25 protein-coding genes are annotated in these 25,570 nt (G+C 60.5%); 10 read left to right on the top strand and 15 right to left on the bottom strand.

Annotated elements, in window-relative coordinates; translation table 11 throughout:
* The 3 genes from AC2FM5_RS01535 to AC2FM5_RS01525 all read left to right on the top strand — a co-directional run.
* Positions 1 to 1,759 (top strand): IlvD/Edd family dehydratase (locus AC2FM5_RS01535; protein WP_496733497.1); only part of this gene is annotated, 1,759 nt, incomplete at its 5' end.
* Positions 1,760 to 1,770: 11 nt separating this feature from the next.
* The gene (locus AC2FM5_RS01530; RefSeq protein WP_170371507.1) at positions 1,771 to 2,619 is read left to right on the top strand and encodes a fumarylacetoacetate hydrolase family protein; all 849 of its coding nucleotides are present in this window, start codon (positions 1,771 to 1,773) and stop codon (positions 2,617 to 2,619) included.
* Positions 2,612 to 3,535 (top strand): 2-hydroxyacid dehydrogenase, encoded by a 924-nt coding sequence (locus AC2FM5_RS01525; protein WP_496733494.1) that lies wholly within the window; start codon positions 2,612 to 2,614, stop codon positions 3,533 to 3,535. The genes AC2FM5_RS01530 and AC2FM5_RS01525 overlap by 8 nt, the downstream gene beginning before the upstream one ends.
* Before the next feature lie 17 nt (positions 3,536 to 3,552).
* Here the strand turns inward: AC2FM5_RS01525 and AC2FM5_RS01520 are convergent, their stop codons facing one another.
* The 4 genes from AC2FM5_RS01520 to AC2FM5_RS01505 all read right to left on the bottom strand — a co-directional run bounded on the left by AC2FM5_RS01520 (position 3,553) and on the right by AC2FM5_RS01505 (position 9,313).
* On the bottom strand, positions 3,553 to 4,554 hold the full coding sequence (locus AC2FM5_RS01520) for a HupE/UreJ family protein (RefSeq protein WP_496733492.1): 1,002 nt from the start codon (positions 4,552 to 4,554) through the stop codon (positions 3,553 to 3,555).
* Positions 4,551 to 5,381 (bottom strand): peptidyl-prolyl cis-trans isomerase, encoded by an 831-nt coding sequence (locus AC2FM5_RS01515; RefSeq protein ID WP_170389682.1) that lies wholly within the window; start codon positions 5,379 to 5,381, stop codon positions 4,551 to 4,553. The genes AC2FM5_RS01520 and AC2FM5_RS01515 overlap by 4 nt, the downstream gene beginning before the upstream one ends.
* 149 nt (positions 5,382 to 5,530) lie before the next feature.
* Positions 5,531 to 7,456 (bottom strand): DUF3604 domain-containing protein, encoded by a 1,926-nt coding sequence (locus AC2FM5_RS01510; protein ID WP_244952398.1) that lies wholly within the window; start codon positions 7,454 to 7,456, stop codon positions 5,531 to 5,533.
* Positions 7,457 to 7,651: 195 nt separating this feature from the next.
* Entirely contained in the window at positions 7,652 to 9,313 is a 1,662-nt protein-coding gene (locus AC2FM5_RS01505) for a Na/Pi cotransporter family protein (protein ID WP_480693831.1), read from the bottom strand.
* Between the two features lie 169 nt (positions 9,314 to 9,482).
* On the opposite strand from AC2FM5_RS01505, the gene AC2FM5_RS01500 reads away from it, so the two are divergent.
* Positions 9,483 to 10,316 carry a DeoR/GlpR family DNA-binding transcription regulator gene (locus AC2FM5_RS01500; RefSeq protein WP_496733489.1) on the top strand — a complete coding sequence of 278 codons (834 nt, stop codon included), beginning with the start codon at positions 9,483 to 9,485 and terminating at the stop codon, positions 10,314 to 10,316.
* Between the two features lie 137 nt (positions 10,317 to 10,453).
* Here AC2FM5_RS01500 and AC2FM5_RS01495 read toward each other — a convergent pair whose 3' ends face one another.
* The 3 genes from AC2FM5_RS01495 to AC2FM5_RS01485 all read right to left on the bottom strand — a co-directional run bounded on the left by AC2FM5_RS01495 (position 10,454) and on the right by AC2FM5_RS01485 (position 13,136).
* Complete coding sequence (locus AC2FM5_RS01495) at positions 10,454 to 11,431, bottom strand: oxidoreductase (protein WP_496733488.1); 978 nt, start codon at positions 11,429 to 11,431, stop codon at positions 10,454 to 10,456.
* 139 nt (positions 11,432 to 11,570) lie between these two features.
* Positions 11,571 to 12,452 carry an AraC family transcriptional regulator gene (locus tag AC2FM5_RS01490; protein WP_496733486.1) on the bottom strand — a complete coding sequence of 294 codons (882 nt, stop codon included), beginning with the start codon at positions 12,450 to 12,452 and terminating at the stop codon, positions 11,571 to 11,573.
* Positions 12,453 to 12,707: 255 nt separating this feature from the next.
* The gene (locus AC2FM5_RS01485) at positions 12,708 to 13,136 is read right to left on the bottom strand and encodes an RrF2 family transcriptional regulator (protein WP_170339775.1); all 429 of its coding nucleotides are present in this window, start codon (positions 13,134 to 13,136) and stop codon (positions 12,708 to 12,710) included.
* 106 nt (positions 13,137 to 13,242) lie between these two features.
* Here AC2FM5_RS01485 and AC2FM5_RS01480 point away from each other — a divergent pair, with 106 nt between their 5' ends.
* Genes AC2FM5_RS01480 through AC2FM5_RS01455 form a run of 6 tightly spaced genes read left to right on the top strand, consistent with a single transcriptional unit; the run spans position 13,243 to position 17,925 of the window.
* Positions 13,243 to 13,722: a hemerythrin domain-containing protein gene (locus AC2FM5_RS01480; RefSeq protein WP_254437057.1), complete on the top strand. Its 480-nt coding sequence runs from the start codon at positions 13,243 to 13,245 to the stop codon at positions 13,720 to 13,722.
* Positions 13,723 to 13,734: 12 nt separating this feature from the next.
* Entirely contained in the window at positions 13,735 to 14,268 is a 534-nt protein-coding gene (locus AC2FM5_RS01475; protein WP_496733483.1) for a DUF2478 domain-containing protein, read from the top strand.
* Positions 14,269 to 14,295: 27 nt separating this feature from the next.
* On the top strand, positions 14,296 to 14,844 hold the full coding sequence (gene ubiT, locus AC2FM5_RS01470) for a ubiquinone anaerobic biosynthesis accessory factor UbiT (protein ID WP_496733481.1): 549 nt from the start codon (positions 14,296 to 14,298) through the stop codon (positions 14,842 to 14,844).
* A complete protein-coding gene (gene ubiU, locus AC2FM5_RS01465) occupies positions 14,841 to 15,839 on the top strand; it encodes a ubiquinone anaerobic biosynthesis protein UbiU (RefSeq protein WP_170357486.1) in 999 nt (332 codons plus the stop codon). The genes ubiT and ubiU overlap by 4 nt, the downstream gene beginning before the upstream one ends.
* Before the next feature lie 4 nt (positions 15,840 to 15,843).
* Positions 15,844 to 16,755, top strand: coding sequence for a ubiquinone anaerobic biosynthesis protein UbiV (ubiV, locus tag AC2FM5_RS01460; RefSeq protein ID WP_496733479.1), 912 nt, complete (start codon positions 15,844 to 15,846; stop codon positions 16,753 to 16,755).
* 9 nt (positions 16,756 to 16,764) lie between these two features.
* A complete protein-coding gene (locus AC2FM5_RS01455) occupies positions 16,765 to 17,925 on the top strand; it encodes an NnrS family protein (RefSeq protein WP_496733477.1) in 1,161 nt (386 codons plus the stop codon).
* On the opposite strand, the gene AC2FM5_RS01450 is transcribed toward AC2FM5_RS01455, so the two are convergent.
* From AC2FM5_RS01450 to AC2FM5_RS01415, 8 genes are all read right to left on the bottom strand, one after another.
* Positions 17,913 to 19,010, bottom strand: a complete 1,098-nt coding sequence (locus AC2FM5_RS01450) for a M56 family metallopeptidase (protein ID WP_170598168.1) — start codon at positions 19,008 to 19,010, stop codon at positions 17,913 to 17,915. The two genes, AC2FM5_RS01455 and AC2FM5_RS01450, sit on opposite strands and share 13 nt — an antisense overlap.
* Positions 18,997 to 19,392 (bottom strand): BlaI/MecI/CopY family transcriptional regulator, encoded by a 396-nt coding sequence (locus AC2FM5_RS01445; protein WP_170339764.1) that lies wholly within the window; start codon positions 19,390 to 19,392, stop codon positions 18,997 to 18,999. Before AC2FM5_RS01445 ends, AC2FM5_RS01450 begins: the two co-directional genes overlap by 14 nt.
* Before the next feature lie 68 nt (positions 19,393 to 19,460).
* Positions 19,461 to 19,868, bottom strand: a complete 408-nt coding sequence (locus tag AC2FM5_RS01440; RefSeq protein WP_170357490.1) for a DUF2160 domain-containing protein — start codon at positions 19,866 to 19,868, stop codon at positions 19,461 to 19,463.
* Positions 19,869 to 19,876: 8 nt separating this feature from the next.
* On the bottom strand, positions 19,877 to 20,674 hold the full coding sequence (locus tag AC2FM5_RS01435; RefSeq protein WP_170339760.1) for a carbohydrate ABC transporter permease: 798 nt from the start codon (positions 20,672 to 20,674) through the stop codon (positions 19,877 to 19,879).
* Entirely contained in the window at positions 20,671 to 21,534 is an 864-nt protein-coding gene (locus tag AC2FM5_RS01430; protein WP_005983941.1) for a carbohydrate ABC transporter permease, read from the bottom strand. The genes AC2FM5_RS01435 and AC2FM5_RS01430 overlap by 4 nt, the downstream gene beginning before the upstream one ends.
* Positions 21,531 to 22,607: an ABC transporter ATP-binding protein gene (locus tag AC2FM5_RS01425; protein ID WP_496733474.1), complete on the bottom strand. Its 1,077-nt coding sequence runs from the start codon at positions 22,605 to 22,607 to the stop codon at positions 21,531 to 21,533. Before AC2FM5_RS01425 ends, AC2FM5_RS01430 begins: the two co-directional genes overlap by 4 nt.
* A gap of 1 nt (position 22,608) precedes the next feature.
* Positions 22,609 to 23,658, bottom strand: coding sequence for an ABC transporter ATP-binding protein (locus AC2FM5_RS01420; RefSeq protein ID WP_170363723.1), 1,050 nt, complete (start codon positions 23,656 to 23,658; stop codon positions 22,609 to 22,611).
* 93 nt (positions 23,659 to 23,751) lie between these two features.
* The gene (locus tag AC2FM5_RS01415) at positions 23,752 to 25,491 is read right to left on the bottom strand and encodes an ABC transporter substrate-binding protein (RefSeq protein ID WP_170339174.1); all 1,740 of its coding nucleotides are present in this window, start codon (positions 25,489 to 25,491) and stop codon (positions 23,752 to 23,754) included.
* Between the last annotated feature and the right edge of the window lie 79 nt (positions 25,492 to 25,570).

Genomic DNA, 25,570 nt, shown 5'->3' with positions numbered 1-25,570 from the left:
ATGGTTCATGAACTCGGACAACCTCGAGATGACCGCGCTGTATCTGGAGCGGTATCTCAACTACGGCCTGACCCGCGCCGAGCTTCAATCCGGCAAGCCAATCATCGGCATTGCGCAAACGGGTAGCGATCTCAGCCCGTGCAACCGCCACCACCTGGAATTGTCCAAACGTGTGCGCGACGGGATCATCGCGGCTGGTGGCACGTGCATCGAAATTCCGGTGCACCCGATTCAGGAAACGGGTAAGCGGCCCACTGCCTCGCTGGATCGCAATCTGGCCTATCTTTCGCTGGTCGAGAGCTTGTTTGGTTACCCGATCGACGGCGTGGTGCTAAACATCGGTTGCGACAAGACCACGCCGGCGCTGTTGATGGCGGCCGCCACCGTCAATATCCCCGCAATCGCTCTGTCGGTCGGCCCGATGCTGAACGGCTGGTGGAAGGGTGAACGCGCGGGGTCGGGAACCGTGATCTGGAAGGCTCGGGAAGACCTTGCTGCCGGTGAGATCGACACTGATGAGTTCATGGAAATCGCGGCGGCTTCGGCGCCTTCGGTTGGCTATTGCAACACGATGGGAACGGCGACCACGATGAATTCCCTGGCCGAAGCCTTGGGAATGCAACTGCCCGGGTCCGCCGCGATACCAGCCCCGTACCGGGAACGCGGACAGATCAGCTATGAAACCGGAAAGCGCATCGTCGAGATGGTGTGGGAGGATCTGCGCCCAAGCGATGTCATGACGCGGGCGGCATTTGAAAATGCGATCGTCATCAACTCGGCGATAGGTGGATCGACGAACGCGCCGATCCATTTGAATGCGATCGCCCGGCATCTTGGCGTTCCACTCAACAACGATGACTGGCAAAGCCTGGGTCACGACGTACCGCTGCTGGTCAACATGCAGCCGGCCGGAAAATACCTTGGAGAAGATTACCAGCGCGCCGGCGGTGTCCCTGCCGTGGTCGGTGAGTTGATTGATGCCGGATTGCTGCCCAACCCCGATGCGCTGACGGTCAACGGCCGGTCGATGGGCGAGAACTGCCGGACACGCCGGTCGCTGAACGACGACGTGATCAAGCCGGTGAGAAATCCGGTCAAGCATCAGGCCGGGTTCATCAACCTCTCGGGCAACCTGTTCGAAAGCGCGATCATGAAGACATCGGTGATCTCGTCCGCTTTCCGCGAGGCCTACCTGTCGAACCCGGATGACCCCAATGCATTCGAGGGCCGGGCGGTCGTTTTTGACGGGCCTGAGGACTTTCATCACCGCATCGATGATCCGGCAGAAAACATCGATGCAGACTGTATCCTGATCATGCGCGGGGCCGGACCCAAAGGTTACCCGGGCGCGGCCGAGGTGGTGAACATGCGGCCGCCCTCATACCTGTTGAAACAAGGGGTCGAGGCGCTGCCCTGCATCGGTGATGGGCGCCAGTCCGGCACGTCCGGAAGCCCGTCGATCCTGAACGCCTCGCCCGAGGCGGCCGAAGGCGGCGGGCTGGCGCTGGTGCGAAATGGCGACCGGTTGCGCATCGATCTGGGCAAAGGGACGGCGGATATGCTTGTTCCGCTGGAGGAGCTGCATGAACGCGCCCGCGAACTGGAAGCTGCAGGTGGCTATTCGGTCCCGCCCGACCAGTCACCGTGGCAGGAGATCTTCCGTGAGAAGGTCGATCGTCTGGATCGCGGCATGACGCTGAAGGGCGCCGACAAATTCAGGGACATCGCGCGGCAATTCCTGCCGCGGGACAATCACTAAAAGGAACCGAAATGAAACTTGTTCGCTACGGAGCCGCAGGGTCGGAAAAGCCTGCGTTGGTCGACTCTGCGGGTCAATTGCGGGATTTGTCCGCCCATGTCACCGATATCACCGGTGAAACGCTGGGCGACGCCGTGCTGGACAGGCTGCGCGCAATTGATCCCGAAAGCCTGCCGATTGTTGAAGGGGATCCGCGGATCGGAGCTTGCGTGGGCAAGATCGGAAAATTTCTGTGCATCGGACTGAACTACTCGGACCATGCTGCCGAAACGGGCGCGGATATTCCCAAGCATCCGATCCTGTTCTTCAAGGCAAATTCCGCCATCGTGGGGCCTTATGATGACGTTGTGATGCCGCGCGGGTCCACCCATACCGATTGGGAATGCGAGTTGGGTGTGGTGATCGGGAAAACGGCGAAATACGTCTCCAAGGCCGATGCTTTGGACTATGTCGCCGGTTATTGCATCGTCAATGACGTGTCCGAGCGGCATTTCCAGACGCAACTGACCGGACAATGGACCAAGGGCAAGTCCTGCGACACGTTCGGTCCGACCGGTCCGTGGCTGGTCACCCGCGACGAGGTTCCCGATCCTCAGGCGCTGGGCATGTCCCTGGACGTGAACGGTCAGCGGATGCAGACCGGAAACACGGCCACCATGATCTTTACCGTTGCCGAGATCATCGAGCATCTGAGCCAGTTGTTCACCCTTCATCCCGGTGACGTGATTTCGACCGGCACACCGCCCGGGGTCGGCATGGGGATCAAGCCCGATCCGGTCTATTTGAAGAAGGGCGACGTGATGGACCTGAGGATCGACGGGCTGGGTTTGCAGCGGCAGAAGGTCAGTCAGGATGACTGAGCTGTTGCAGATCGGCGGGATTACCGAACGGATGAAAGATCGGCTGTCCGCCGCATTTGATATTCGCCGGCTGGACGATTTTGATGCCGCGCGCATCACGCATGTGGTCACGAACGGACATGACGGCGTGCCGCCCGACCTGATGGCCCAACTGACAAACCTGAAGATGATCAGCGTCTATGGGGTTGGATATGATGCGGTCGATGCAACGGCTGCTGCAGCCCGCGGAGTTGTCGTCACGCACACCCCGAATGTGCTTAACAACGAGGTCGCAACCACCGCCGTTCTGCTGATGCTGGCCTGCTACCGAGAGCTTGTTCGCGACCATGAATACGTCCGATCGGGACGGTGGGAGACAGAAGGCAATGCCCCTTTGACCCGATCAGCCGACAATCAAAAGGTTGGAATTCTGGGGCTTGGCCGTATCGGCCAGGCGATTGCCGACAAACTGGCGCCGTGGTCGCCCGAAATCTCTTATCACACCCGCAGTCCCAAGGATGTGCCATACCGATATTTCGACAATCTGGTCGATATGGCAAACCACGTGGATGTGCTGATTTGCATAACACCGGGCGGGCCGTCGACCAACAAGCTGGTCAACGCCGAGGTGATGCGGGCGTTGGGGGGCAGGGGCACGCTGATCAATGTCAGCCGCGGGTCCGTCGTTGACGAGGCAGCTTTGATTGAAGCGCTGCAAAGCGGTGCGCTTGGCTGGGCAGGGCTGGATGTTTTCGAGGATGAACCTCGCGTTCCACAAGCGTTGCGCGAGTTGCCAAACGTGGTTCTGTTGCCGCATGCGGGCAGTGCTACTGTCGAAACGCGTGCCGCGATGGGTGATCTGACGGTCGACAATCTGTTGCAACATCTCAAGGACGGATCGGTTCTGACCGCCGTGCCAGAATGCAAAGATCTGTGAATTGACCGCTTGGGCGCTCAGAACCCGTTGACCCGCTCGATCAGCCAATAGAGCGATACGCAGCCGATGGCATAGCCTGTTACGGGGGTGGCCAAGTGGGTCACCCAACCGGCGTTCCGTGGCGCGATAAGGCGCCACATCGCAATCAGAAGCGCGAGCACTGCGATAAAGGCAAGCTGACCGGCCTCGACGCCGATGTTGAAAGCCAGCAGCGCTGCAGGGATCTCTTGCGAAGGCAGGCCGATTTCAGCCAGAGCACCGGCAAAGCCAAGCCCATGCAGCAGGCCGAAACTGAAGCAGACGATCCACGGGTATTGCTCGGATAACCGCAGCTCGCCCTCTTTGTGCCTCAGGATTTCCAGAGCAAGGAATACGATGGACAAGGCAATAACGGCTTCGACGGGGCCGGCGGGCACGTTGAGAAACCCAAGCGTCGCCATCGCCAGCGTCAGCGAATGCGCGACTGTGAACGCGGTTATCGCACCGACCAACCGCCATGGGTTCCGCACCAGAACAAAAAACGCAAAAACGAACAACAGGTGGTCCCAGCCGCCCAAAATGTGTTCGAACCCAAGCAGAAAGTAGCTGCTGAAAACCGACCAGATCGTAGGCTCCGCCGGAACCATCAATTCGGCCTCATCAGGCGTAAATCTGAGCGTCACGGGTTCAGTGTTCAGCGGTCGAACGCGCAGCAAGACATCGTTCTGCTGGCGCTCCAACCCGTCTATGGCCACAACATGGCCCGCGATTTCGGCATCACATTCTGCAATCCAAGAAGACACCCAAGCCTGGTTTTCCGCTGTTGGCTCCGGGCCATTTGCCGGCGCGCAATGGTCGGGCAGAACCGCATCGATCTCCATGGGTTGTCCGTTCACGTCGGGAATACGCCAAAGGATTCTCCAGGTGCCCGGCGCCAGTTCGTTCAGGTCCAGATAGCCGGGGTCAAGCGCGTGTGCTCGGCCGAATTGTGGAACCATGCCCAGCCAGAAACTCAGCAGAACAAAGAAGACCGTCTTCACGAGCCGCCCTCTGCGGATTCGGGTGTCTCGACACGGTACTGGGCGGCGAGGCTTTCGTATTGAGCCTGCGCCAGGTCCTGAGCCGTCGCCCTGCGCCAATCGTTCAGAACGGAGTCGTAGATCTCGGCGAGCGGCGGAAGATAACCGGGCTTTGCTTCGGTCACGCGGACAAGATGTTGCCCGTATCCCGAGTTGATCGGGCCGATCCAAATCATCGGCTCGCTCCCGTCAAGCTGTGACGCAAACCCGCGACCAAAGGTTGTGTCGATTGCACCCGCGGCTGTCAGTGGCATCGACCGCGCCAGCAAGGACGAAACGCCAAGGCTGGACCAATCCGCGCCACCGTTCAGCGCCTGCAGAGTATCGTCGACGACGTCCGGGTCTGGGGCATCACCCAGATAGATCTGATCAAACGCGATCAGGGTAGGGGTCGTGAAGCGGTCTGCGTTCTGGGCCAGATGCTCTTCTAAAACAGCCTCCTCGGGGGCGACCGAGGACGCAATTGCGGTAGTCAGAAACTCCATTTTTCGGGCAAGGCGGGCCCGGATCACCTGATCACCACGGTCCAAGCCCAGCTTTCGGGCCTCGCGCACAAGAATTTCTTCGCGGGTCCAGGAATCGATCAGCGCCTGCAACTCGGCGTCGGTGGGTTGGCGTTTCCAGCTGGCCTCGAACCGTGTTCTCAAAAGCGCGATGTCGTCGCTGTCAATTGTGATCGTTTCGGCCTCTTCCGGGGGCTCGGCCTCGTCGGATACAAGATAGAACCAGCCGAAAATGGCCAGCCCGATCAGAATGAAATGGAACAGCGGTTCTTTGTAAAAGCGCATGAAAGATCTGACCTGCTGGCAATTCGATACCCGATCGTTGATCCCAACGGCCCGTCATGTCAAATCGCCGATTTCAACTTGGGTGAAGATGTTGCAGCAACGACCCCGGCCCAAGGGCGCGATCCCACGCCCCCGGTTTCGGTCTTGGTTCATTCGCTGGCAGGCGTGTACCAGATCGGTGACGAATACGCACGTTCCTGATGGATCAACTGGGCCTCGGCCGGCAGATCGATTCCAAAACGAAGCTTGTCGTACAGCACCCAGCGCGGGGTCGGGATTTCCAGAACCCGCACGTAGTAGAATGCCCGCGCGTTGGGATCGAAGTCGGGATCCGTCCAAACGGTCACCAATTCCGATGCGCCGATCGAGTTGCTCCAGCTGGCGGTATCCAGATCGACGGTATTGCCGACTTCGGGAAGGTTGCCATTGGCATCCAGCGCACGATCGTCGGACCAGGCCACGTTGTAGACCTTTTCCTGAAGCGCGCCGTCTGCATCCAACCAGCCCTTGACGACCTGAACTCGATCAAGGTTCGCACCGACGGGGTCACGCAGCGCGCCGATCAGGAAAGTCGGTGCGCCTTCGCCCTCGGGCGGACGCAGGTCACCGCCCATCGGCACCCCTTTGGTGTATCCCACATCGGCCACCAGACGCGTCAGCAGGTCGGACTCATCGAAATCCCATCCGCCGAAGAAACGAAGCCCGATGCGAGGCCCGGTCGTGGCGTATGTCTCGCGTCGCTTGAACGCGTCGAAAATGGCCGAGCGCGTATTCTCGGACGCCCAGACTGCGGTATAGCCCGATGCGACCAGCGTATGCCCCTCAAAGGCGCCCAGATCGCTTTCGACAAACGGGTGCAGAACGCGCGTAGCCGACGGCTCAGCGCTTACGGATTTGCCGAAATAGTTGTCTTCCTCGGCCGTTGCCAGCGACGTATGGCTGTCCGTCGCGCCGCCCATCCCGAACTTGTAGGGGTTCACGCCAAATTTCTCTTCAAGCATCAGCCCGCGCTTCAGCGCCTCGCGCGCGTATTCGCCGGCCAGCATGTCATCGGTTTTCAGCTCGGAGATATCGAGGTTCCCGACATCCCAGTTTTCATAGTCGGCAAATGGGTCGTCGGGGCTGAGATAGGGATGGGCTTCGCCGTCACCCTTGATCTGGGTGACCTCGTAATGCGGTTCCCACTTGGCGCGGTTCTGTACGTATTCCTCATCCACCTTGCCGCCGTGATAGGTGTCTTCGGTCGGGAACATCCAGCCGTTCGACAGATTGCCGTTATGCGCGAAAGCAACGGCACGGCCTCCGGTCTTGGCCTGGTACTCCTCGAGCCACTCGTAAAGTGCCTTCGGATCCGTGTTCCCATAGGGCGGCTGCGTGACCGGCGGCACCATCTGCAACGCACGGATCGGGCCATCGCGCAGCATGACGTTTCGATGCAGGTTGAATCCCTTGGGCACCGAGGTCCATTCGAAACCGATGAACGCTGTGAAATTGCCCGGGTCGTTGTGCCGTTCTGCGGCCATCACGATATGTTCCCAGGTAAACGCAAAGGCGTCCGCTCCGGGGCTGTATGATTCAAGCAGGTCTTCCGGAAGGGTCATTTGCGAGAAATTGGAAATGATGTCGAACGCCGCTTTGGCAGCTTCGTCTCCGCCCGCAGAGTACCCTTCGTACCATTCCAGACCCTTGGGATGTGCCAAGACCCCCGGCTTTCCGGCCTGCAGGTCCGGGGCAAACCCCATCAGGTCGGTATGATCCGTAAGAACCATCCAATCCAGTGGGCGCGCAAGCCGAACCGGTTGTCCGGTCGACGAGATGACCTGTTGGCCTTTCGCAAATCGCCAGGCGTCATCCGGCAGCAGCGTGTTCCCGAACGTTCCGGCGTCCAGTGACAACCCGGTGTGCAGGTGCGTGTCCCCCCAAAGAGGGCGCTCCGGGAATGTCCGGTTGGCATAGGGCGAGAACGGACGCTCGGCAAAGGTTCCCTCTGCAGCTTCCTTGGTCGGCACAGCGTCGGCGAGAACGCCTGCCGGGCCGAGTGTCAGCAGCATTGAACAGACGTAGAGTCGCAGCATGAGAACCTCCCAATTCAACAGCTTCGAATTCAAAGAAACGGTTTTATGTCATAACATTCTGATATGACGATAGCATGTGGGTGGGGCCGACTGTCAATTCTGCCGGGTTCAGGAAGCCAGAAAAGCCTTGCACTCACGGAAGGGCGGGAGCCTTCGCCGCCGGTCTGTTTAAGTGCGATCCGACGAGTGCTGTGACTAAGGTGCGTCCGAGATTATCCGCGGTTTGGCCAGGCGGCTTTCCAATAGATCGCCCGTCTCTTCGGCGATCGGGTAGGCCACAAAGGCCAGCGCCGCGTTGATTTGCTTCAATAGGCGCAGCGTCTCCTGGTGGATATTGGTCGTCTCGATACTGGCCGGACCCCGACTTTGCAGGCGCTTCAGGTGGCGCTCCTGCAGGTATTGTTCTTCGATCCGGATGCGATCCTTTTCGGCCACCAATTGGCGGGCCGCCTCAGCGTCGCCGGTGGTCAGAATGCTCAGAGCCAACTGGCCGTTCGTTGTGATCTGATCGTGGAATTGTTCAATGTCGGTCAGACCTTCCTTTGAAAAGGTGATGCCCTCGTCAGCCATTTTCTTCGCCAGCGCCACAAGGTTGACCGCGATCCGATCGGCAGCCTCTTCAAGGTTGTTGGCCATCGACACTAGCTCGAGTGTCTTTTTCTCCTGCTGAGGTGTCAGATCGCCTTCCCGCAGGCGCGAGACGTAGATTTTGATGTCAAAATGCATGCGATCGACATCGTTTTCCCGCAGTTCGATGGTGCGGGCCAGTTCGGGGTCCCAGTTCCGGAACAGGTGAATGGTCGGCACCAGCATCGCCTGAACCGTTTCAGCCATGCGCAGCAGTTCGCGCTGTGCGCAGGCCAGCGCCAGAGGCACGTGGTCCAGTGCGCTGGGGTCCAATGCTGTCACGTTGTCGGCGGTGATGCTGGAGTGGCGGGGAACGAACGTGTCGGCCAACCGGATCAGCAGGTTGGTGAATGGCAGCGCAACGACCAGAAGGGCGACATTCATCGCAATGTGCAGCATCACCACCTGTTGACCGGGCGCTGTGCCGAACGCGGATATGTTCAGTACGCCGGTCAGCAGCAGGGCCAGCGCCACCAAAGTGACACAGGCCCGAGCCACCAGGTTGGCAAGGACGATCAACTTGGCCGGGCGCTCCTGAGACCAGAGCAGGGCGAATGAGATCACGGCGCCACCGAGATTGGCACCGATGACCAGTGCGGCGGCCACCGTGCCGCCAACCAGTGCTGACGCCGCGAATGTGGCAAAGGTCAGCACCGCGGCAAGGCTGGAATGCATGAGCCACGCCAGAATTGCGCCGACCACATAGGCGCTGATCAAGTCGCTTTGAAAATATGCCGCAATGCTTTGAACGATTGGGCTGGCCCCGATTGGCACTGTGGCTTCGCGGATCATTCCAAGCGACAACAGCACCAGGGCAAAACCGATGGTGATGCGCCCGATTTGTTTCGTCCGCCGTCGACCGGCTTTCAAAAACACCACGACGCCGACCAGCAATGCGAATGGCATCACCGCCTGGACGGGCAGGGTCAGCACCTTTGCCATCAGGGCGGATCCCACCTCTGCCCCCAGCAGCAGCGCAAGGGCCGAGGGTGGGGCCAGCATGCCCGATACCGCGAATCCGGCTCCGATCAATGCAACTGCAGTCGAGCTTTGCATAAGCATCGCTGCCATACCGCCACCCAATGCAGCGGAGATTCGGTTTTCAGACAGGATTTTCAGGCCGCGTTTCAACTCGGGCAGGAACGCTCGTTCCACTCCGGTCCGGATCAACCGGACAGACCACAAAAGCAGGGCGACGCCGGCCGCCAGATGGGTGGCCAGCACGATCATGCGTTCAATACCTTGTTTGCGCTGCGCCGTTGCATGGCCAACATTTTGCCTTCCACAATGGGGTGAGTCCGACGATTTTCATCACCAGTTTGAGGGTAATGCAACAAAATATTTGCAAAAATGAGGTAAACGCCACAGAAATTGAATGTCGTCTAGCCGGGGCAATAGGATGTCAAAGGCCAAAACACGTCAGAAACACAGCAGGAAAGGGCGGGATCGGCTGAAAAAGTCCGATCGTCGCCAACGTATCCTGCTTGAGCTCAAGCTGCGCCCGCACGTGCGCATCAGTGATCTGGCCCGCAGTTTCGACGTATCCACCGAGACCGTCCGCAGGGATTTTGACGCGCTGGCCGAAGACGGCCTGATTGCGCGTGCGCACGGTGGCGCGTCGGCGCCGGTGCAAGGGCATTATCTCAGCCTGGACGAGCGCAATGCGGCCCGGGTTGCCGAACGCGAGCGGATAGGAAACGCCGCCGCTGGCCTTGTGCGTGAAGGTGAGACGGTCATGATCGACTCGGGCTCGACAACCGCTCAACTGGCGCGCTCATTGGCATATCGCGACATACGTTGCACTGTCATCACGAATTCTATTCCGGTGGCCGTGACACTGGGCGGCAGCGCGGCCGAGGTGATTGTTTGCCCCGGTGCTTATCTTGCCGCCGAGGCTGCCGTCGTTGGTTACGAAACGCTGGAGTTTCTGGGCCGGTTCAACGTCGATCGCTGCATGATCGGCGCGTCGGGATTGTCCGATGATGGCCCCAGCGAGCCGATCGGTGATATCGCCGCCGTCAAACGCGCGATGCTGGGCCGTTCTGCAGAACGCCATCTTCTGCTGGATGCCCAGAAGTTCAATCAGAAGCAGTTGCACAAAGTGTGTGAACTGTCGGATTTGGACACGTTGATCGTCGACACGGTCCCGCCAAGCCAGTTGGCTGTGGCGCTGAGCGTGGCAGATGTCGAACTGTTGATCGCCGATCCTGCGCCCGAGCAGGCTTTGGCCTGAACCGTTGAGGTCCAGCCCGGGCCGGGACCGGCAGCGCAGAGGGCCAGGGGGCGAAATTGCGGTCTAAAACCTTGGCGCTGCCTTATCCCTAAGAAGCGTAGTCCGGCCGGGATCATCCCGACCGGATTGCGTGGGTATCAGGCCTCTTGCAGTAACCGTTCGCTTATGTCCCACAGCTTTTCGGCTGATGCGTCATCGCAGGCATGTGCGTTGACCCCAAAATATCGGGCCGTCGGGCTGTTGGGGTCGGTCGGGGCAGCAATGTCGGCGTCCTCGCAATACACTCCTGGTTTGCCAACCAGCTTTGGCGAAGTCGCCGCCCAAACCGTTGTTGAGGCGCCCTGTTCGGGCGTCTTGAAACCCTCCCTGGCCAATGCGGACGGCTCGCCATCCTCGTTCAGCCAACCCAGTGCGATCATCTCTTCCTTCGGCAGGTGCCGTTGCAGAGGGGTGAATATCCCACCGGGATGTACCGAAAACGCCAACCCGCCGGTCGCTGCCAAACGGCGGGACAGGGCGTTGGCAAACAACGCATTTGCGGTTTTTGCTTGGCCATAGGCCTGCCATTTGTCGTAGTCCGTCTTTTCGAACTGGATATCATCCCAATGCACGTCGCAAATCTTGTGTGCGGTCGAGGAAAGAGCAACGACCCGCGCGCCCGGCGTTTGCTCCAAAAGCGGCAGCAGCAACTTGGTCAGGGCAAAGTGGCCCATGTGGCAGATACCGAATTGGGATTCCCAACCAGGTCCAACACGGGCCTCGGGGCACGCCATGATCCCGGCGTTGTTGATCAGCAGATCCAGGTTTTGCAGGTCGCTGGATACCGTTTCGGCAAACCGTCGGACCGAACCAAGATCCGCCAGGTCCATCGGTGCGGTTCTGACATTGCCATCCACGCTCGCCAGGCTCTCTTGTGCTTTGGCTTCCGAGCGTACCGGAACGATCACCGCGGCCCCCTTGTCGGCAAGGGCGCGGACGGTTTCGAGGCCAATACCGCTGTAGCCACCGGTTACGATTGCGGTCTTTCCGGTCAGGTCGATATCGGCCAGCACTTCGGCCGCCGTGCTTTTTGCGTGAAATCCTGAATTTGTAGGAACTTGGTCGGGAACTGCCATCAGGTATCCTTGCGATTTCGGGGGCAACATCGCCCGGTTGCATCATGGATGAACCTAACCTGTCCGCCTCGGGTGGGACACAGAGCTTCCTCCTCAACTCTTGCTCGATTATCCGAAACCCAAGAGCAAAGCGTGCAGCTCAGGTCACGTGATCCCGGGTCAGTTCTCGGGGCGGAACGCCAAATTTCTTGGCGAACTCACGGCTAAATTGGGCCGGGCTTTCATACCCAACTGCATGTGCAACACTCGATACAGGCGTTCCCGTCTGCTGAAGCAGTTGGAAGGCCTCGGTCAGGCGCAGGTCTTTCTGGAACTGCAGCGGACTGTTGGCCGTCACCCGTTTAAAGGCGTCATAGAATACCGACGCGCTCATGCCCGAGATCGCGGCCAAGTCCGAGGCTTTGATCGTCGAGCGGTACTCTTTGCGGATATGCGCGATTGCCTTGGCGACCTGGTTGGCCTTGCTGTCCGCGCGGATGATACGGCGCAGCGCGCGCCCTTTGTCGCTGCGCAGAACCCGGAAATATACCTCGCGGACGGCGGCGGCCCCCAGCGTTTGATCTGCGATCGGATCTCGGCGCAGACGGAAAAGACGTGTAAATGAATCAATAACTTCCGCGTCGGCCTGACCGCTTTCCAAGGCCGGACCCGCATCGTCCAGCGAGGTGCCGCCCATGTCGGTGTAGACGCCCCGCAATACGCGCATGTCGATGCCGAGATACAAGGCGATGTAGGGGTTTTCGGGCGAGGCATCCACAAGGCCCGAGACCATTGGCAGGGCGCTTCCCACGACAATGACGTCCCCTGCGTCATAACGGACATGCTCGGTTCCGTACTGCACCGACTTGCTGCCCTGAAGCACCAGCCCGATCATGGGCTCAACGACCGAGCATGACGGGCGTTTGGATTGGCGCGTCTGGGCCAATACCATGTCCCGCACACCACAGGGCCAAAAGCCGTCATCCAGCTGGGCCTCGGTAATCAGCGCCTTGGCGTCGTCAAGGAGTCTCTGCAGTTCCAATGGGGTCTCTCCGGCCAGTCTGCCAAGACTACAACCTGCATTTTTCCGCACAAGAGTTTTGGTCTGACATTCGGAGGATCAGGCAAGTCCGCCGGAGAAACAGCTGACTGAATTTCCAGAGGCGTGCGGTTGACCGTCGCTGCCGAGATTGGGGGGCATCTGATCTGACCGGTCTAAGCACAAAGGTAACAGTGTTCGCAGCCTGATTGCTGCTAAGAGAACCCAGGCGAATTGTCCGAAGGGGCAGACCGGCTGCTATTCCGCCGCTGAAATCTCCCACGGTGGGCGATAGATGCAATCAGCCAGTGTTGCCCGGTTCAGGTCGTCAAAAAACGCTTGCTCGGCTTGCTTCAGTCGATCCTTCAAAAGGCAGCTTGGAGTCAGAGTGCACGCACTGCCATCGGCCGAGAAACACTCAACGATTGGTTGCCCGGTCTCCAGAGTGCGCACTACGTCGCCCAAGCGGATGTCCGACGCCGGGCGAGACAGGACAGCCCCGCCGCCACCGCCCCGCCGCGTTTTGAGGTATCCGGCATTGGCCAGCGCCGAAATGACCTTGGCGAGATGGGCGCGTGACACCTTGAATTCATCCGCCAGTTCGCCGGTTGAAAACGGGCGGTCCGGGCTGCCAGCCAGCCGCATCAGAATGCGGAGACCATAGTCAGTGAATGAGGTGAGGCGCATGGTCGCGTTTTCCAATCGGTATTTTCTATGCGTATTAGCAAAACAGAATGCGCAAATCAAATTCCGATTCGAGATGCTCGGGTCGTGAACCCTGAAAGCACGGACCATGACGAACTTCGATATGCACGAAGCTGATCTTGAGACAGACGCTCTGATTGATCACATCCTCACACGGTATCACGAAACACACCGGACCGAGCTTGAACAGCTTCAACATCTTGCCGAACGCGTGGCCTTGGTTCACCGAGACGACCCCCAAGCCCCCCGAGGGTTGGTCCGCGCGCTGGCCGAACTGGCGGCCGAAATGGAAACGCACATGGCAAAAGAGGAGATCGTCCTGTTTCCCGCCATGCGCATGGGCGGCATGGAAGGGATCGAAAACCCGATCCGGGTTATGCGCGCCGATCACGATGGCCACGCCGAGAGTATCGCTCTGATCCGGCATGTCACCCTTGACCTGACACCGCCCGCACATGCCTGCGGGTCTTGGCGACGGCTTTACGATGGGCTGCGGAACCTTTTGGCGGATATTGACCGGCACATGATGCTTGAAAACCAGGTCCTGTTTCCACGGTTCGAACGGTAGAGGGGATCAATCATGCTTCTTGCAGGTGTCGACGCAAGTGAGGCAGGCGGAACGGATCATTTGCTGGCGACAGTGGCCGCGCGATTGCAGGAAGAAGGTCTGCGCTTGCTCGGAGCGTTGCGTGTGAACATTCCGGATACTGGCGCCCAGTTTTGTGAGACAACGCTTGGACTGCTGCCGCATGGTCCCAATATCCGGATCACGCAGGATCTGGGTTCGGGCTTAGGCGCGTGTCGCATGGACGCCGGTGCGATCGAGGACGTGGTCGGCATCGCGACCGCTCGGTTGCGAGATGACGGTTGCGATATCGTTCTGCTGAACAAGTTCGGACTCAGCGAGGCCGAGGGCCGCGGATTTCGCACCCTCATAGCCGAGGCCTTGGCGCGAGATACTCCGGTCCTGATCGGCGTGAGCAAAACCCATCGCGCCGCCTTCGATCAGTTTGCCGGTGGAACCGCCAAGCTCCTGCCGCCCCTTGAGGGCGTTGTTGTCGAATGGTGCCGATGCTCCATCGCGCAAGGCCGAAACACGGCGGCACCGGGTTGAACCCGCACAAATACAACAGCCAAACGGATGAGGCAGTACATGCAGCATATGGTGAGCCCAACACAGACATCGAACAGGCCAAGACCGCCGGGACAGGCAATCGTTTCGCGTTTGGCCTGCTTGGCGGTTCAGCCCATTCTCGCGCGTGTGGTCCGTAGGGTCGCGCAGGAACATCCTGCGCTGTTTGCCCGACTTGGCCCGTATCAAAGCGCCGATTTCCTGATCGACCCGATCGAGCTGCCGTTCGCGCTGCATCTGCGCCCAGATCCTCAGAACCTGAGCTTTCGTGCCGTACCGCGGTCGATGCTGCCTGACGCAACAGCCATTATCCGAGGGCGGTTCCGGCTGCTGTTGGAGCTGGTTGATGCGGAACAGGACGGCGACGCGGCCTTTTTCTCGCGCGATTTGGAGATCACAGGAGATACCGAGGCCGTCGTCCGTTTGCGCAATGCATTGGACGACATGGATGGATCCATCGCTCAGGAGGCTGCGGACATGTTCGGCCCGCCTGGCCGCGCGATCCTGTCCCGGTTGCGCCGAAATCACCAAGAAGTAGAAGGAGCGACTGCTTCATGAGCCTCGCCGAATTGATATGCCCCGCCGGAACTCCCGCTGCCCTGCGCACAGCGGTCGATGCCGGGGCCGACGCCGTCTATTGCGGCTTTCAGGACGCCACCAACGCCCGAAATTTTCCGGGGCTGAATTTCACGCCGCAGGAATTGGAGGAGGCGGTCGCTTATGCCCATGCCAAGGGTGCCAAGGTCCTTCTGGCACTCAACACTTATCCCCCGGCGGGCAAGGTCGACCTTTGGCGGCACGCTGCCGACACCGGTGCGCGGATCGGCGTTGATGCCTTCATCGTGGCTGATATGGGCGTGGCCGACTACATCGCCCGAACCCATCCACAGATGCGCTTGCACCTGTCGGTACAGGCTGCAGCGTCGTCACCCGAGGCGATCCGCTACTATTGCGAGAATTTCGGTGTCAAACGCGTGGTCCTGCCCCGTATTTTGACCATTCCCGAGATCCGGCAGATCCGAAAAGAAATCCCCTGTGAGATCGAAACCTTCATCTTCGGAAATCACGGTCTGATGGTCGAAGGGCGCTGCAGCCTGACGAACTATCTGACCGGGCAGTCCACGAACCTCGATGGCGTCTGTTCGCCGGCGTCCGACGTGGAGTACGTGCGCGATGCCGATGGTTCGATGTCATCGAGGTTGGCTGGCTTTACCATCGACCGGTTCGGGCCAGATGAGAAGGCCGGTTATCCGACGATTTGCAAAGGCCGCTATCAGGTCGCACATCGTCCGGACGGGTACTATGCGTTCGAGGAACCGATCAGCCTGAACCTGGCCCGCCTTCTGCCTGAGTTGATCGATGCCGGGGTGCATGCGTTCAAGATCGAAGGGCGGCAAAGGTCCAAGAGTTATGTCCGGTCCGTGGTGTCTGCATTTCGAAACGCTGTCGACGATATCCGGGCGGGTCGCGAAGCGGATATCGGGAACCTCGTCGCACTGACCGAGGGTCAGAAACAGACGCAAGGCGCTTTTGCCACGAAGAAATGGCGGTGAAACGATGACGAAACTTACATTGGGCCCGATCGCCTATCACTGGTCGGCCGACCAACGCCGGGATTTCTATGCGCGTGTCGCCGACGAAGCTCCGGTGGATGAGGTCTATCTAGGCGAGGTCATCTGTTCAAAACGCGCCCCGTTCCAAGAGGCTGACCTGCCGTCCATCATCGAAAGGCTCGAACGGGCGGGCAAAAAGGTGATTTTGTCCTCCTTGGCCGAAGTGATGCTGAAGCGAGAGCGCAAGGCCACCGAAGACCTGTCTGAGATGGAGTCGCCCGAGATCGAAATCAACAACGCTGCGGGACTGTATGCACGCGGTACGCGACCGCATCGCATCGGCCCATTCATGAATGCCTATAACGAGGCCACAATCCGCTGGATGGCGTCAAAGGGGGCGACGCATGTCTGCCTGCCCACCGAGTTGCCAGCGCCCTCGATCGCCGTCGCGGCGCGAATGGCGCGCGACTTGGGTCTCGGGGTTGAAGTGCAGGTCTTTGGCCGGGCGTCGCTGGCCGTTTCGGCGCGGTGCTATCACGCGCGCTCGCACGGGCGGACAAAGGACAATTGCCAATTCGTCTGCGAAGAAGACCCCGACGGGATGCCACTGCGTACGAGGGATGAGCAGCCGATCCTGCGCATCAACGGGATCCAGACCCAATCCGAAGGGTATCTGATCCTGCTGCAGGAACTGCCCCAACTGGTCGCCGATGGCGTGAGCCATCTGCGATTGATGCCGCAGGCCGTCGACATGGTCGCCGTCGCCGAGGTTTACCGGGCGGTGCTGGATCAAAGCATGTCGACCGAAGCGGCCGAAGCCCGGTTGCGGCAGGGTTGTGCGGATACGCCGTTCAGCAACGGGTTCTACCACGGTCAGGCCGGCTATCGCAGGATAGCCCAGGCGTCCCTTGCATGATCGGAAACCATGCTGTCCTCGCCTCATCGGATCATGTTTCCTGCGGCGGGGGCGGCTGCCCTTTTGGGGGTGAGCGGCCTGTTTCTGGGGCAGGATTTCATCACCTATTGGTCGCCGTTGCTGGGGCTGTACGCCTGGCATGCGCATGAAATGCTGTTCGGCTTCGTCGGCGCAGCATTTGCGGGCTATTCGCTGACGGCGATGCGCAGCTGGTCGGGGGGCGGTTCTGTCTCGCCGACCGGCTGTTTGTTGCTGTTCGCGCTTTGGGCGATGTCCCGATTGGCTGCCATCGGTGCGATCGGGGGCGAACCCATGTTCATCGTCCCAACGGGCACGGCGTTCTTGCTCTTTCTCGCCGGTCGTATCGCTTGGGCTGCACTGCACGCGCGCGCGGTTGCCGAAGTGCTGCAGGCGTTTTTCGCTCTTTTCCTGGCCATCTGCCAGCTGGCCTTTCTAACTGGGTCTGCGCCGTCCTTCTCCTCAGTTTTGCTTGTGGCACTTTTGGTGTCGGTTGTCGGTGGGCGCATGATCGCTGCTTTCACATGGAATTGGACGCACCAAAGCCCAACCGCCGCGCAAAAGTTTCGGTGCGCGAGGGCATTGGGGGACGCTTCGGCGGCAGCTCTGGCTTTGACTGCGGTGCTTTTCGGACTTGTTTCCGTCGCCGATGGTCCGCTTATCGGCGTCCTTCTTGTGATCTGCACCGGGTGCGAAGGTGGGCGTCTGTGGCTCTGGCATTCAACGGCAGTTCTTCAGGATGGATTGCTGGCGATGCTTCATATTGCCTTTGCGTGGTTGCCCGCTGGTCTGTCCCTGTTGGCGGCTTCGCTGTACTTCCCCGACTTGCTGGCGGCGCATGATGCGTTGCACGTTCTGACGGTCGGAGCGGTCAGCTGCGCGATCTATGCCGTAGCTGCCCGTGCGGTCGCGCGCCGTTGCGGCCGGCTGCGCCCCAGCGCGATCGATAGTATTGGATATGCTTTGCTGCGCCTTGCCGCGGTTTTGCGGGCGTCCTCTGCAGACGTGCCCGCGGCCCTGGCTTGGGGAGCATGTTGGGCAGTGTTCCTCTGGCGGCACGTCCAAGCGTTGGGCCGCCCGCTCGAGCGACCCGTGTTCAGCGGTCGGGCCAGCAACAGGATAGATCCGGGCGTCGCCGATCAGTTGCCCTGATTGCGTGCCTCGAGCCGTTCAAGGTTCACGACGGTCGACAGCATCAGCCGGTCATGGCTCCAGTCCTGAGTCTGGCGGATCGTGGCTGCACCCAAGGCCAGGAGAACAGCGAACAGCAGGGCTGAACCCAGGAACATTGCCGGCAACGGTGCCGAGAACGAGGGCGCATCGGCCAGCGCGATCACGCGCTGTTTCAGAACCCGTTTGGCCTTGCCACCAGAGACCAGCGCCACGTTCAAAACCCGTGGCCGGCCTTGTGCGACGGTGCGGGCGCAATAGTTCAGCAGGCAATCGGTATAGTCGCGCGCGTCGATCCCGCGCCGGGTGACGACGGACTGGTCGCAGGCCAGTTCGCGCAATCGGCTGAACTGGTATTTTAAAACCCAGTAGGCAGGGTTCCAGAACAGCAGCGGTCGCACGGCCTCAAACGCAATCTCCCATTCGACATCCCGGGCGCGAACGTGCTGCAATTCATGCGCCAGGGCAAATCGCAGTTCACGGGGGGTGTCCAACAGATGGCTGGGCAGAACGACATGGCGACGACGCGCCCCGCGCACGGCAAATGGAACCGTGATCCGATCGGACAAGCGGATGTCCACGTTGGCCGAACGCCGCCACAGGAAGCTGGAAACCACCGTATCGCGGATCGCCAGCGCATCCCGGACGGTGCGGACCAGCATCCGGAGGGCGGCCAGGGCCAGCAGCACCAGCACGGCCGTCACAAGGGCGCTTTGTCCGGACAGAACCGTGTCGACCCAACGTTCGCGCGTGTTCAGCAGAGCTTCGAATTGTGTAGCCGGCATCGCGATTTCACCGCGCAAATACGCCGCTACCGCAATATCACCGATGGAAACGGCCTGACCCGGCCAGAAAAAACCGGCGGCTGCCGTGACCCCAAGGGCCAGAACAGGGCTGAGCATGACGCAGACGCAAAGAACCTTCAGCACGCGCAGCTGTGTCATGTAGTCGTGCCGCAGACGCGTTCGGGCCACGGCCATGCGGGCGCACAACCAGATGAGTGCTGAAAGAACCAGCACCACGTTCAGGTCGAGAAATACATCGAGAACCGGTTTAACCGCTGTCATTTTGCAGTCTCCTCTCTACCAGTGCTCGAATTTCCTCCAGATCAGCTTCGGTCAGGCCGGCGTCGTCGACAAGTCGTGCCACCAGCGAGGCCGGGGTGTCATCGAACAACGTGCGGGACAGGTTCTGCAGCGACCGCGCCTGATAGGTGTCCTTCTCAAGCAGCGGACGGTAGATCAGGGTTTTGCCATTCTTGCGGCTTTGGACAAATCCCTTTTCATCCAGGATACGCAGGATCGTCGCGCCCGAGGTGTAGGCTAGGTTCCGCTCGGGCGGCAGCCGGTCCAGCACGTCGCGCACCGAGCCTTCGCCAAGTGCCCAGAGCTCGTTCATGAACTCCAGTTCGACCTCGGTCAGCAGATTTCCTGTCTTTCTCTTTCGCATCGGTCTCGGTGTCACCATTTTGCCTGTTATGCTTGCCAGACAAGCATCCTTTCGCGGTTACGCAAAGCCTAAACTTTCCAGAAAACGAAAACGCCCCAGCCGATCGACAGGAAAAGCGGCGTCCAGACCGGTTGGCCGACCAGCCCCAGCCAGGCCAGAAAGATATAGGCCGAACCCAGCAGGGTGATGAACAGCCGGTCGCCCAACGTGGTGGTCAGGCCCAGCACGCCCCGGCGTTCGATCCCGTCGCGGAACTTGACCACCTCGAGCACGCCGATCAGGGCGATGGCTGAGAAGATGCCCACGAAAACCGCCAGCGTTGCCGGGGTCCAGGCCATCCAGAAATCGGGCCACAGCGGGTCGGTCCATGAAAAGCCCTTGGGTTCTTCCTGACCGACATTGCCCCAGCCGGCCTTGGCTTGCGCCAGCGCCGAGGACGGGGCGAGCAGGGAGAGGGAGAGAAGGAGTTTGCGCATGTCGAACCTCATACACGTCCCATCGCGAAGCCGCGCGCGATGTAGTTGCGGACAAACCAGATGACGATGGCGCCGGGGATGATGGTCAGGGTGCCGGCGGCGGCCAGCAGGCCCAGCTCGTAGCCGGCGCTGGACGCGGTACGGGTCATCACGGCGGCGATGGGTTTGGCCTCGACCGCTGTCAGGGTCTTGGCCAGCAGCATTTCCACCCACGAGAACATGAAGCAGAAGAACGCCGCCACGCCCACGCCCGCCTTGATATTGGGCAGGAAGATCGTGACGAAGAACCGGGGGAAGGAATAGCCGTCGACATAGGCGGTTTCATCCAGCTCTTTCGGGATGCCGCGCATGAAACCTTCCAGGATCCACACCGCCAGCGGTACGTTGAACAGCGTGTGCGCCAGCGCCACCGCCAGGTAGGTGTCGAACAGATGGATCGACGAATACAGCTGGAAGAAGGGCAGGGCGAACACGGCCGCCGGGGCCATGCGGTTGGTCAGCAGCCAGAAGAACAACTGTTTGTCGCCCAGGAACCGATAGCGCGAGAACGCGTAGGCCGCAGGCAAGGCCACGCAGACCGATAGCACCGTGTTGATCGTCACGTAGGTGATCGAGTTGATATAGCCCCAATACCACGTCGGATCGGTGAAGATGGTGATGTAATTCTCCAGCGTAAAGGTCTGGGGAAAAAGGGAAAAGCCTGACAGGATCTCGTTCGTGGTCTTGAAGGACATCGCCACCAGCCAATAGATTGGCAGCATCAGGAACGCGATATACAGGATCGGGATGAGAGACCGCTTCTTCATTGCGCGTCATCCTTTGTCATGAGGGTGTAGAAGACCCAGGAAACCAGCAGCGTGATGGCGAAATAGATCAGGCTCATCGCGGCCGCGGGGCCAAGGTCGAACTGTCCCAGCGCGATCTTCACCAGGTCGATCGACAGCAGAGTGGTCGAGTTGCCGGGGCCGCCCCCGGTCAGAACGAAGGGTTCGGTGTAGATGTTGAAACTGTCCATGAACCGCAGCAGCACCGCGATGGTCAGAACCGTCTTCATCTTGGGGAGTTGGATATAGCGGAACACGGACCAGGGGCTTGCACCATCGATCTTGGCCGCCTGGTAATAGGCGTCAGGGATCGAAACCAGACCAGCATAGCACAGCAGCACCACCAACGAGGTCCAGTGCCAGACATCCATCACCACGATGGTGATCCAGGCCGACAGCGGCTGTTGGGTCATGTCATAGTTGATGCCCAGCACGTCGTTCAGGAAATACCCCAGCAGGCCGATCTTGGGCAGGGTGAAGATGTTCCACATCGAGCCGACCACGTTCCACGGGATCAGCATCGGCAGGGCCATCAGGACCAGGCAGACCGGCACCCAAAAGCCCTTGCGCGGCATCGACAAGGCCACGATGATGCCCAGCGGCACCTCGATCATCAGGATCAGCGCGGTGAACAGGAACTGCCGCCCCAGCGCCGCCTGGAACCGGTCGGACCGCAGGATCTGTTCGAACCAGCCCAGCCCTTCCCAGAAGAACTGGTTGTTGCCAAAGGTTTCCTGCACCGAGTAGTTGACCACCGTCATCATCGGCACCAGCGCGTTGAACGCCACCAGCGCCAGCACCGGCAGGACAAAGAACCACGCTTTCTGGTTTTCCGTTCTCATCGGGCGCGCTCCTCGGTTGCGATCCAGCCGTCGCGATACACGCGCGTCTGTTCAGGTTTGAATTTCAGAAAGACTTGCGATCCGGGCTCGGGGGGCGCGTGTTCGGTCACCGCCTTCAACGCGGTGTTGCCGACCATGGCACTGACCACAAAATGCCGGCCGATATCGGCCACCTTGGTGACATGGGCCGGAATGCCCTCGGGGCCGAAACCCACATATTCGGGCCGGATGCCCAGATCTGTGCGGCCGCCACTGCCGCTGACCGGACCTTCCAGCGCCACCTCGTGCCCTTCGAACAGGGCAAGATCGCCGCGGGCTTCGCAGGGCAGAACGTTCATGCCGGGCGAGCCGATGAAATGGCCCACGAACGTGTGCTGCGGGCGTTCGAACAGCTCGACCGGGGTGCCGATCTGGACCACTTCGCCTTCCTGCATCACCACGACCTCGTCGGCGAAGGTCAGCGCTTCGGTCTGGTCGTGGGTGACATAGATCATCGTCGCCTTGACGCGCTGGTGCAGCTCTTTCAGCTTGGACCGCAGCTTCCATTTCAGATGCGGGTCGATCACGGTCAATGGCTCGTCGAACATCACCGCGTTCACGTCGTCGCGGACCAGACCGCGGCCCATCGAGATCTTCTGCTTGTTGTCCGGGCTGAGGCCGCTGGCGCGGGTGTTCAGCATGTCGGTGACATCCAGCATCTCGGCGATTTCGTCGACGCGGCGCTTGATCGTCGCCGGATCGACGCCGCGGTTCTTGAGCGGAAAGGCCAGGTTCTCGCCCACGGTCATCGTGTCGTAGATCACCGGGAACTGGAACACCTGCGCGATGTTGCGCTGATCGGGGGGCAGGGCGGTCACGTCGCGGTCGTCGAACAGGATCTGCCCCTCGGATGGGGTCAGCAGCCCCGAGATGATGTTCAGCAGCGTGGACTTGCCGCAACCCGACGGCCCAAGCAGAGCATAGGCCCCGCCATCACGCCAGGTTACGTCGATTTCCTTCAGCGCATAGTCCTGTGGGCCTTGCGGCGATGGCATGTAGCTGTGTTTGAGGTTTGCAAGCTTGATCTGTGCCATGTCAGGCCACCCTTTTGCCGTCTTGGCCGAAATACCGGCAATGGGCCGGGTTCATGTAGAATGTGTGGTCCTCGCCCACCTGATAGGGGTGGACCCCTGCGGCCAGAGACACCCAGGCTTCCTCGCCATGTTGGAAATGCGCGCTGGAGTCGGACCCGGAGAGCTCGGTCACGATCACGCGGCCGGTCAGTTCAACGTCGGCGTCAGAAGCCTTGAGCGGAGTAACACGGTGCGGACGCACGGCGACCATGTATTCGCCATCGGCAATTCCGGACACAGTCCATCCACCTCCGCCAGCCAGGCGCGCTTGGGCACCGGCGACCGTGACGCGGGCCACGTTGATGGGCGGGTCGGAAAACACCCGCGCGGCGGCGAGGTTTTCGGGGTTGCGATAGATGTCCGCCGTCGGGCCGAACTGGGTCACGCGGCCGTCTTCCATCAAGGCGGTGTAGCCGCCCAGCAGCAGCGCCTCTTCGGGTTCGGACGTGGCATAGACCACCACGGCGCCGCGCCCGGCGAACAGCTCGGGCAGTTGCTCGCGCAGTTCCTCGCGCAGCTTGTAGTCCAGATTGGCCAGCGGCTCGTCCAGGAACACGGCGCGGCTGTCCTTTGCGATGGCGCGGGCCAGTGCGGTGCGCTGCTGTTGGCCGCCCGACAGTTCGTGTGGACGACGGTGCAGCATCGGGCGCAGTTGCAGCAGGTCGGCGGCTTCTTCCACGCGGCCTTCGATCTCGGATCGCGCCATTCCGGCCACGCGCAGCGGCGAGGCGATATTGTCGAATACAGTCATATGCGGGTAGTTCACGAAGAACTGGTGCACGAGGCTGATCTTGCGTTTCTGAGTGTTCAGCCGGGTCACGTCCTGCCCATCCATCAGGACCTTGCCCGAGGCAATCGGATCCAGGCCGGCCATCATCTTGATCAGAGAGGTCTTGCCCGACCCGGTCGCGCCCAGCAGCACGTTGAAATGGCCGGTCTGCAGCGTCAGGGACGTGGGTTTGATATGGGTAACGGTGCCGACCCGCTTGGTTGCGTTTTGTAGTTCGATCATGTCCGTGGGTTCCGATCCCGCAGCGCGTGGCAACGCTGTTTGGTCTTGGTTGGTAAGGGGCGCCGGTACCGGCGCCCCCCGGGGAGTAGTGGCTTACTGGGACTGCCAGCGTGCCACCAGTTCGTCGTAGTTGACGGTCTGGCCTTGCGGCTTCTCGTTCTCCAGCTTGGCTTTCGGCGCGCCCGGCTTCTCCAGCCAGAAGGCCGGATCCTGCGGTTCGTTCAGGCGCGGACCACAGCCGCCGTAGACGCCGGCGCTTTCATCTGCGGCCTGCATGCGGGCCATGGTGATGTCCATCTCTTCAGCCAGACGGTCCATCGCCTCTTGCGGGGTGAAGGCGCCCGAGTTCACGTCACCGATCTGCTGCCACCAGATTTGGGCCAGCTTCGGATAGTCGGGAACGTTGATGCCGGTCGGCGACCACGCCACACGGTCGGGCGAGCGGTAGAACTCGACCAGGCCACCCAGCTTGGGTGCGCGTTCGGTGAACGACTCGTGGTTGACCGAGCTGTCGCGGATGAAGGTCAGACCCACATGGGACTTCTTCACATCGACAGTCTTGGACGTCACGAACTGAGCGTAGAGCCACGCGGCCTGTGCCCGATCCGACGGGGTGGACTTCAGGAAAGTCCACGATCCCACATCCTGATAGCCAACCTTCTGGCCTTCTTCCCAATAGGGGCCATGCGGGCTGGGCGCCATCCGCCACAGCGGGTTGCCCTCATCATCGACGGTATTGTTGCCTTCGGACTTGGGCTTGACCATGTCGGCGGTAAAGGCCGTGTACCAGAAAATCTGCTGGGCCACGTTGCCTTGCGACAGAGCGGGCAGCGACTGGTAGAAGTCATAGGACGCCGCACCCGGAGGCGCATAGGCCCGCAGCCACTCGTCCCATTTGCGGATCGCGTAAACGGCCGCCGGGCCGTTTGCGGCACCGCCCCGCGACACCGAGGCGCCGACCGGGTTACAGGTGCCCGCTTCCATGCGGATGCCCCATTCGTCAACGGGTACACCGTTCGGTTCGCCCTTGTCGCCGGCACCGGCCATCGACAGCCAGGCGTCGGTCATCCGCCAGCCAAGGTCAGGCGCGCGCTTGCCGTAGTCCATGTGGCCATAGATCGCGACACCGTCGACTTCCTTCACGTCATTGGTGAAGAATTCAGCGATATCCTCGTAGGCAGACCAGTTGACCGGAACGCCCAGATCATAGCCGTATTTTTCCTTGAATGCGGCCTTGTTGGCTTCGTCATCGAACCAGTCCTTGCGGAACCAGTACAGGTTGGCGAATTGCTGGTCGGGCAGCTGGTACAGCTTGCCGTCGGGACCGGTGGTGAACTGGATACCCATGAAGTCATCCAGGTCCAGCGTCGGCGAGGTTGTCGCCGCCCAATCACCCGCCATCATGTCCGACAGGGGATAGGCCAGTTGCAGGCGCGAGTGCGTGCCGATCAAGTCACTGTCGTTGACATAGCCGTCATACAGGTTCCGTCCGGTCTGCATCTGCGTCTGAACGGCCTGAACGACCTCACCTTCACCCAGGATCTGGTGGTTGACCTTGATGCCGGTGATTTCCTCGAACGCCTTCGTCAGAACTTCGGATTCATACGAGTGGGTCGGGATACCTTCGGACAGAACGTTGATCTCCATCCCGGCATACGGTTCGGCAGCCTTGATGAACCACTGCATTTCCGCCATCTGCTCGTCTTTCGACAAGGTGGATGGTTGGAACTCGTCGTCGACCCACCGCTGTGCTGCGGCTTCGTCGGCCCAAACAGGACCGTGCCCCGCAATGACGGCAGCCGCCGCCACTGCGGACAAAAGATGTTTCCGCATCTTTCTCCTCCCAAAATTTATGGTTCTCCGGCGCGAACCGGATGACGAACAGCATCAGCGATTTTTCGCGAGTCTGTCA

This window comes from Ruegeria sp. BHSA162 (assembly GCF_059613385.1).
The sequence above is the reverse complement of the archived record's forward strand: the minus strand, read 5'-3'. Positions and strand labels throughout refer to the sequence as shown.